The organism is Stappia sp. WLB 29, from assembly GCF_023507705.1.
Classification (GTDB): Bacteria; Pseudomonadota; Alphaproteobacteria; order Rhizobiales; family Stappiaceae; genus Stappia.
On sequence record NZ_JALBGD010000004.1, the window covers coordinates 504,381 to 511,855 of the forward strand.

General features: G+C 68.4%; 8 protein-coding genes. 4 read left to right on the forward strand and 4 right to left on the reverse strand.

What is annotated here, in order from left to right; translation table 11 throughout:
- Positions 1 to 71: 71 nt before the first annotated feature.
- The 4 genes from glpK to MNI96_RS11065 all read left to right on the forward strand — a co-directional run bounded on the left by glpK (position 72) and on the right by MNI96_RS11065 (position 4,473).
- The gene (gene glpK / locus MNI96_RS11050; protein WP_249692991.1) at positions 72 to 1,568 is read left to right on the forward strand and encodes a glycerol kinase GlpK; all 1,497 of its coding nucleotides are present in this window, start codon (positions 72 to 74) and stop codon (positions 1,566 to 1,568) included.
- A 166-nt stretch (positions 1,569 to 1,734) separates the two neighbouring features.
- Positions 1,735 to 2,673 carry a bifunctional helix-turn-helix transcriptional regulator/GNAT family N-acetyltransferase gene (locus tag MNI96_RS11055; RefSeq protein WP_249692993.1) on the forward strand — a complete coding sequence of 313 codons (939 nt, stop codon included), beginning with the start codon at positions 1,735 to 1,737 and terminating at the stop codon, positions 2,671 to 2,673.
- Positions 2,670 to 3,584 (forward strand): DMT family transporter, encoded by a 915-nt coding sequence (locus MNI96_RS11060; RefSeq protein WP_249692995.1) that lies wholly within the window; start codon positions 2,670 to 2,672, stop codon positions 3,582 to 3,584. The genes MNI96_RS11055 and MNI96_RS11060 overlap by 4 nt, the downstream gene beginning before the upstream one ends.
- Positions 3,585 to 3,696: 112 nt before the next feature.
- A complete protein-coding gene (locus MNI96_RS11065; RefSeq protein WP_249692997.1) occupies positions 3,697 to 4,473 on the forward strand; it encodes a DUF1194 domain-containing protein in 777 nt (258 codons plus the stop codon).
- Positions 4,474 to 4,482: 9 nt separating this feature from the next.
- On the opposite strand, the gene MNI96_RS11070 is transcribed toward MNI96_RS11065, so the two are convergent.
- From MNI96_RS11070 to MNI96_RS11085, 4 genes are all read right to left on the reverse strand, one after another.
- The gene (locus MNI96_RS11070) at positions 4,483 to 5,349 is read right to left on the reverse strand and encodes an SDR family oxidoreductase (protein WP_249692999.1); all 867 of its coding nucleotides are present in this window, start codon (positions 5,347 to 5,349) and stop codon (positions 4,483 to 4,485) included.
- A 25-nt stretch (positions 5,350 to 5,374) separates the two neighbouring features.
- Positions 5,375 to 6,223, reverse strand: a complete 849-nt coding sequence (locus MNI96_RS11075) for a TrmH family RNA methyltransferase (RefSeq protein WP_249693001.1) — start codon at positions 6,221 to 6,223, stop codon at positions 5,375 to 5,377.
- The gene (locus tag MNI96_RS11080) at positions 6,220 to 7,284 is read right to left on the reverse strand and encodes a class I SAM-dependent methyltransferase (protein WP_502960325.1); all 1,065 of its coding nucleotides are present in this window, start codon (positions 7,282 to 7,284) and stop codon (positions 6,220 to 6,222) included. Before MNI96_RS11080 ends, MNI96_RS11075 begins: the two co-directional genes overlap by 4 nt.
- An 8-nt stretch (positions 7,285 to 7,292) precedes the next feature.
- On the reverse strand, positions 7,293 to 7,475 hold a 183-nt coding region (locus tag MNI96_RS11085; RefSeq protein ID WP_249693003.1), incomplete at its 5' end, for a hypothetical protein.

Consider the following 7,475-nt stretch of genomic DNA (forward strand, 5'->3'; position numbering starts at 1 on the left):
CTTGGTTTTTTGTTTCGTTTTAGTGTCGATTTTGGCAATAAGGAAAGAAAGCGAACATTCGGAGGAAACGGGTGAGCGGCGCATACATACTCGCGATCGACCAGGGCACCACCTCGAGCCGGGCGATTGTCTTCGATGGCGCATTCCGGTCGGTTGCCGTCGGGCAGCAGGAATTCGCCCAGCATTTCCCACATTCCGGCTGGGTCGAGCACGAACCGGAGGACCTTTGGATCTCGACTCTTGCCGTCTGCCGCGAGGCGCTGGCCGGCATCGAGGGCGGCGCTTCGTCCATCGCTGGCATCGGCATTACCAACCAGCGCGAGACGACGCTGGTGTGGAGCCGCAAGACGGGCGAGGCGGTCTGCCGTGCCATCGTCTGGCAGGACCGCCGCACGGCGGACTTCTGCGCCGCGCTGAAGCGCGAGGGTCATGAGGACCTGTTCACCCGCAAGACCGGCCTGCTGCTCGATCCCTATTTCTCCGGCACCAAGCTCGCCTGGATCCTCGACAATGTGGAGGGCGCGCGGGAGCGGGCAGAAAGCGGCGAGTTGCTGTTCGGCACGGTCGACAGCTGGCTGATCTGGAAGCTCACCGGCGGCCGGGCGCATGTGACGGACGCCACCAACGCGTCGCGCACGCTGCTCTACAACATCGACGAGAACCGCTGGGACGAGGAGCTTTGCGGCCTGCTCGGCGTGCCCATGTCGATGCTGCCGGAGGTGAAGGACAGTGCGGACGAGTTCGGCACGGTCGATCCGGAGCATTTCGGCGCGCAGCTGCCGATCCTCGGCGTTGCCGGCGACCAGCAGGCGGCAACCGTCGGCCAGGCCTGCTTCAGCCCCGGCATGGTGAAGTCGACCTACGGCACCGGCTGCTTCGCGCTGCTCAACACCGGCGAGACCCGCGTCGCCTCGCAGAACCGGCTGCTGTCGACCATCGCCTATCGCCTCGACGGGCGGACAACCTATGCGCTGGAAGGCTCGATCTTCGTCGCCGGCAGCGCCGTGCAGTGGTTGCGCGACGGGCTCGGTATTATCGGCACGGCGGCCGAAAGCCAGAAGCTGGCCGAAGCCTCCGATCCGGAAAACCGTCTCTATCTCGTGCCGGCCTTTGTCGGGCTGGGCGCGCCGTACTGGGATCCGGATGCGCGCGGGGCGATTTACGGACTGACCCGGGCGAGCGGACCGGCCGATTTCTGCCGCGCGGCGCTGGAAAGCGTCGGTTACCAGACCCTCGACCTGATCGAGGCGATGCGGGCCGACGCGGCGGACATGGACACCGACGGCATCGTGCTGCGCGTCGACGGCGGCATGACCGCCTCCGACTGGACGATGCAGTTCCTCTCCGACCTGCTCGGCGCGCCGGTCGACCGGCCGCAGGTGCTGGAGACGACAGCGCTCGGTGCGGCCTGGCTCGCCGGCCACAAGGCCAGCGTGTGGCCGGGCATGGACGAGTTCGCCGGCAACTGGCACCTCGAACACCGCTTCGAGCCACAGATGGCGGAGAGCGAGAGGGCAGCGCTTTACGCCGGATGGCAGGATGCGGTTCGCAGGACCCGCAGCGCCTGACGGGCCCCAAGGCGGCTCAGCCGTTCAAAGCGATGTGGAAGGAGAGCGCGGTCCCCTAGGGGCTGCGCTCTCTTCGTTTCCGCCAAGTCCATCCTTGTCATTTCCGTTGACGTTATCGGCAGGCAAGATATCTTGACGAAAGCAATATAGTCAGGAGATAGGCAACATGTCGGGGTCGCCGGTGCATGACGCGGACGTTGCCGCCGTCCGTCAGTTCAATCGCTTCCATACGCGGCTGGTCGGTGCGCTGAACGAACGCATGCTTGCCACCGACTATACGCTCGCCCAGGTGCGCATTCTCTACGAACTCGCCAACGCCCGACCCGACGCACCGCCTTCGGCGCGGGACCTCGGCGACGTGCTGCAGATGGATGCCGGCTATCTCAGCCGACTTCTGTCGGGTCTGGAAAGCGACGGGTTGCTGGTCCGCACGCCCTCGCCCGAGAACGCCAAGCGGCTGGCGCTCGCCCTGAGCGAGCGGGGCCGGGAGGTCTTCGCCGGGCTGAACGAGGCTTCGGCGCGCGAGGTCGCTGCGCTGTTGGCGCCGCTGTCGCAGGACCAGCGCAGCCAGCTCACCGGCGCCATGGCGCGCATTCGCCGGCTTCTCGGCGACATGCCCGACACGCGCGCCTTCATCCTGCGGGACCCGCGCCCGGGCGATCTCGGCTGGGTGATCCACCGTCAGGCTGCGCTCTACGCGCAGGAATACGGCTTCGACTGGACCTTCGAGGGGCTGGTTGCGGAGATCGCCGGCAAGTTCGTCGCTCAGTTCGATCCGGCACGCGAGCGCTGCTGGATCGCCGAGATGGAGGGCGAGGTCGTCGGCTCCGTCTTCGTCGTGCGCCAGGACGACGAGGTCGCCAAGCTGCGCATGCTCTATGTCGATCCGGCCGCGCGCGGGCGCGGGCTCGGCCGCGCGCTCGTCGACGAGTGCCTGCGCTTTGCGCGCGGCGCCGGCTACCGGCGCATGGTGTTGTGGACCAACGACATTCTCGTCTCCGCCCGGCGCATCTACGAGGCGGCAGGGTTCGAACTGCTGGAAGAGGAGCGCCACCGCAGCTTCGGCCAGGACCTTGTCGGCCAGATCTGGGGACGCAACCTGTGAACGGGCCGGTCCTGGCCTCGATCTTCACCGGACTGCAGGTCGGCGCGACGCTGGTGGCGAGCGAGGCGGTGGTCGCGGAGGTCGGGGCGGGGCGGCTGGGTTTCCTGCGCTATGCCATCGCGCTGCTGATCCTCGTGCCGGTCGCGGCCCTCTCGTCCGGCACGCCGGTCTCGCGGCGCGACATGCTCCCCGTGGCGCTGATCGGCATCGGCCAGTTCGGCGTGCTGGTCGCGCTGCTCAATGTCGCGGTGCTGCATACGGGTTCGCCGCGCGTTGCGCTGGTCTTCGCGACGCTGCCCATCGTCACGCTGGCGCTCGGCCTGCGCTTTGCAGCCGGACGTGTCTCGCCGCTGGAACTTGCCTCCATCGTGTTGTCGGTCGTCGGGGTCGTCTTCCTGCTGGCCGGCGAGGCCTTGACCGGTCGCATGCTCGCTTCCGACTGGATCGGCGTCGGCTGCGCGGTGCTGGCGACGCTCACCGGTGCGCTGTGCTCCCATCTCTACCGGCCGTATCTGCAGCGCTGCGGCGTCGCCAAGGTCAGCGTCATCGCCATGCTGGCCTCGCTGTTGCCGCTCGGTGTCATGGCTCTTGTCGAGGGCCAGGGCCTGCCGATGGCCGACTGGTCGCGGCTGACGCTGGTTCTGGTCGGCTTCGTCGGCCTGTCGAGCGGTGTCGGGTTCCTGCTCTGGCTCTATGCGCTGAGCCGGCTGCAGGCTGCGGTGGTGACCGCCTTCCTCGGGCTCAGCCCGGTGACGGCGGTGATCCTGTCGGTGATGTTCCTGGGAACTGCGCCGACAGTGACGCTGGCCGTGGCAATGGTGCTGGTCGTCGGCAGCCTCGCCGCGACCGCCTTCGCGCAGCGTCGCGGGCGCAAGATGCCGCCCCTGCCGGCGGGAGGCGGAGGGGGCTAGCCACGGCCGGTGCCGGCTGGCGAGATTGTGAAGGTCTGCCGTTTGTTTGGTCTTTCGGCCCGGTTGCCGGCCGTGCTTGACTGAAGGCCCCGGACTTTCAGGAGACACGGCCATGCGCGCATTTGCCTGCCTTGCCCTTTCCCTCCTCGTGGCGCTTGCCGCGCCGGTGCACCAGGCGGGGGCCGAGGAGCTCGACCTGGAGCTGGTGCTGCTCGCCGATTCCACCGGCTCCATCGACGACGCGGAAATCCGCTTCCAGCGGCAGGGCTATGCCGATGCGATCACCGACCCGATGGTGCTCTCCGCGATCACCGACAACGTCTACGGCAAGATCGCCGTGACCTATGTCGAATGGGGCAACGACGTTTCGCAGGACGTCGTGGTCGACTGGATGGTCATCGACGGACCGCAGGCGGCGCAGGACTTCGCGCAGAAGCTGATGGCGGCGCCTCGCCGCGCCTTCGGTCGCAACGCCATCGGCTCGGCCCTGCTCAAGGGCAAGCAGATGATCGAGGGCAACGATTACACGGGCCTGCGTCGGGTGATCGACGTCTCCGCCGACAGCGCCAACAGCTGGAGCGGGCCGCCGCTGGAAACGGCGCGGGCCGAGGTCGTCGCCTCGGGCATCGTCATCAACGGCCTCGCCGTTCTCTGTCGCCACTGTTCCGGCCGGCCGGTCTATTACGACCTGGAGGCAGCCTTCGCCGAACGCATCATCGGCGGCCCGGGCTCCTTCGTCGTATCCGCCGATTCCACCGCGACCTTCGCCGACGCGGTCCGCAAGAAGCTCATCCTGGAAATCGCCGCCACTTCGCCGCAGCGCAATCTCGCAGCGCTCGAGGGCCCTAAGGTGCGCTTCGGCGCGGCAGCCGGAACGGCGGTCGACTGACGCGGCGGCTCAGCGCCAGCCGTCGCGGTAAAGGGCCGTCAGCGCGGTCCGGTAGTTGGGATAGCGGAACGTGTAGCCGAGCTCCCGCTTCACCCGGTCGTTGGAGACCCGCTTGTTCTCGCCGTAGAAGGAGCGCGCCATCGGCGACAGCTCCGCCGTCTCGAAATCCTGTTCCGGCGGCGGCGCGACGCCCAGCAAGTCCGCGGCGTAGGCGACCACGTCCTGCGGCGGGGCCGGCTCATTGTCGGTGACGTTGAAGATCCGCGTCGTCGGATCAGCGCCGATTGCCGCTTCCAGCGTGCCGGCGATGTCTTCGACATGGATGCGGTTGAACACCTGGCCCGGCTTGATCAGCCGCCGGGCCGTGCCCTTCTCGAAATTCACGAAGGTGTTGCGGCCCGGCCCGTAGATGCCCGAAAGGCGGAAGATCTGCACCGGAATGTCGTGCTCGGCCGCAAAGGCGAGCCAGGCCTCCTCCGCCTCGACCCGTTGGCGCGAGCGCCGTGAGACGGGCCGGCACGGCGTTTCCTCGTCGACCCAGCCCCCGTCGTGATTGCCGTAGACGCCGACGGTGGAGAGATACCCGATCCATTCGGGATGCGCGGCGGCAAGGTCGGCGGCGTGATGGGCAAGCACCGGGTCGCCGGCCTCGCCCGGCGCGATGGAGACGAGCACATGGGTGGCATCGGCAAGCGCCGTGCGCACTCCTTCGCTGGGCGCGGTGCCGTCGAAGAGCACGGACGCAATGCCTCGCTCGGCAAGCCATGCGGCCTTCTCCGCGCTTCGCGTGGTCGCCGTGATCGTCTCGCAGCGGCTGGAGACGCGCCGGACGAAAGCATCCGCCGAATAGCCGAGGCCGAAGACGAAAAGGCGCATGGCTCAGGCTCCCGAAAAGGTCTGGTCAGGTGAGCGACAGGTCGCCGCGGCGGATCTCGTAGAGCATCACCGCGGTCGCGACCGCCAGGTTGAGACTGTCGGCCTGGCCTGCCTGGGGAATGCGGGCGAGGGCGCTGCAGGCCTCCGCCATGTCCTGCGGCAGGCCGGACTGTTCGTTGCCCATCAGCAGCAGCGCCGGGCGGCGATAGTCGATGGTGCGATAGTCGGACGAGCCCTTGAGATGGGTGCCGACGACCGTACCCGGCCAGCGTGCGGCGATCTCGCGAAAGCCCTCGCGGGTGAGGCGGGCCAGCGGCACATGGAACAGCGAGCCCATGGTGGCGCGTACCGCCTCGACCGCAAACGGATCCGTGGTGTCGCCGACCAACAGGACGCCCGACGCCCCGACCGCGTCGGCGGTGCGGATGATCGTGCCGAGATTGCCCGGATCGCGCACCTGGTCGAGCGCCACCCACACGCCTTGCGGCGCGGCAGCGAAGGCTTTCTCCAGCGCGGAAGCGGAGAGCAGGCGCTGCCCGTAGACGCCGACGACCATCTGCGGGTTGTCGCGCCGGGTCATTGCGGCCAGCACGGCGGTGGAGACCTCCAGGATCGTGGCGCCGCGCGCCCGCGCGGTTGCCGCGACCTCGCGCGCCGGGGCGCTGTCCCGCGCCTCCGGGCCGAGCGCCAGCATGTCGACCTCCCAGCCGGCGGCCAGCGCGTCGGTGGCAAGCTTCAGCCCCTCGGCGACGAAGCGCCCGCTCTTCTGGCGGTGCTTGCGCTGGGCGATCAGCGCCTTGATGTCCTTGACCAGCGGATTGGAGAAGGAGGTGACCTGCTTGACCTGTCCGGGACGCGGGAGATTCGTGCTCATGAGGCGCTCCAGCGGCTGTAGAGCGAGGTGGAGAGCGCGCGGCTGCCGCCCTCCTCGCGCAGCACCAACTCGCCGGAGGCGAGCACGCCGCCGCGCCGCGATAGGGTTTCGGCCATCAACTCGTGCAGCGACAGGAAGCTCGCCCGGATCGCATAGGCCGTCAGCACCAGGAAGTCGGCCTCCGGTGACAGGATCTCCTCGATCATCGGCATCAATGCCGGCAGGCTCTCGTAGAGGTCCCAGACCTCGCCCTTCGGGCCGCGGCCGTATTTCGGCGGATCGAGCAGGATGCCGTCGTAGCGGTTGCCGCGCTTGACCTCGCGGGCGACGAACTTGACCGCGTCCTCGCAGATCCAGCGCACCGGCAGGCCGTCGAGCCCGGACATCGCCTGGTTCTCGCGCGCCCAGCCGATCGCCTTCTTGGAGGCATCGATATGGGTGACTTCCGCCCCGGCGGCGGCCGGCACCAGGGAGCCAAGGCCGGTATAGCCGAACAGGTTGAGGATGCGCATCGGCTTGCCGCCGGCGGCCTTGCGCGCTGCCACCCGCTCGGCCATCCACTGCCAGTGGGCCGCCTGCTCGGGAAACACGCCGACATGGCGGAACGACATGAAGCGGCCGAGGAAGCGGACGTCGTGAAACCGCATCGGCCAGGTCTCGGGCAGGTCGCGGTTCAGCCGCCAGCGGCCCGGGCCGTCGTCCTCGTCGTTGCCTGTGAAGACGGCATCGGCCGACAGCCAGCGCTTTTCCGGCAGGCGGGGCGCGCCCATCGCCTGGGGCTCCGGCCGGTCGACGACGATGCGGCCGTAGCGCTCCAGCTTGCGGCCATGCCCGAAGTCGAGCAGCGCATAGTCGTCCCAGCCGCGTGTTTCCAGGATCAGCGGCCAGCATGCGGCCGGCGGCTTGCCGGCAGGGGCGGGAGCGGGATCGGAGCCGGGCATGGCGGGACGAACGGACACGGGAACGGGCTGCCTTTTCGAACGGCCCGGCGCCGGGCCGGGCAGGAACGGGCGGCGACCGTCGGGCGGATCGCCGTTTCCGTTGGCCTTAGGGCGGTTCATGGCGCGGGTCAATCTCCTCGCGCGGCTCCTGCGCTGCTGCGCTGCACCAAAGAGAAGTTTGTAGCTGATTTTCTTTCAAGCACTTGAAAGGTGTGGCCTGCTTGGCCAAGCTTAGGGAAAGGGTCGGCGTTCCGTAGGGCGCGCGCCGAAGAGAGGGATTGGCGTTTCATGGATTTGGTTGGCGAGTATCG

Coding starts and splice junctions, on each gene's coding strand:
- MNI96_RS11055 (WP_249692993.1), top strand. CDS start 1,735: ATGTCGGGGTCGCCGGTGCATGACGCGGACGTTGCCGCCGTCCGTCAG.
- MNI96_RS11065 (WP_249692997.1), top strand. CDS start 3,697: ATGCGCGCATTTGCCTGCCTTGCCCTTTCCCTCCTCGTGGCGCTTGCC.
- MNI96_RS11070 (WP_249692999.1), bottom strand. CDS start 5,349: ATGCGCCTTTTCGTCTTCGGCCTCGGCTATTCGGCGGATGCTTTCGTC.
- MNI96_RS11075 (WP_249693001.1), bottom strand. CDS start 6,223: ATGAGCACGAATCTCCCGCGTCCCGGACAGGTCAAGCAGGTCACCTCC.
- MNI96_RS11080 (WP_502960325.1), bottom strand. CDS start 7,284: ATGAACCGCCCTAAGGCCAACGGAAACGGCGATCCGCCCGACGGTCGC.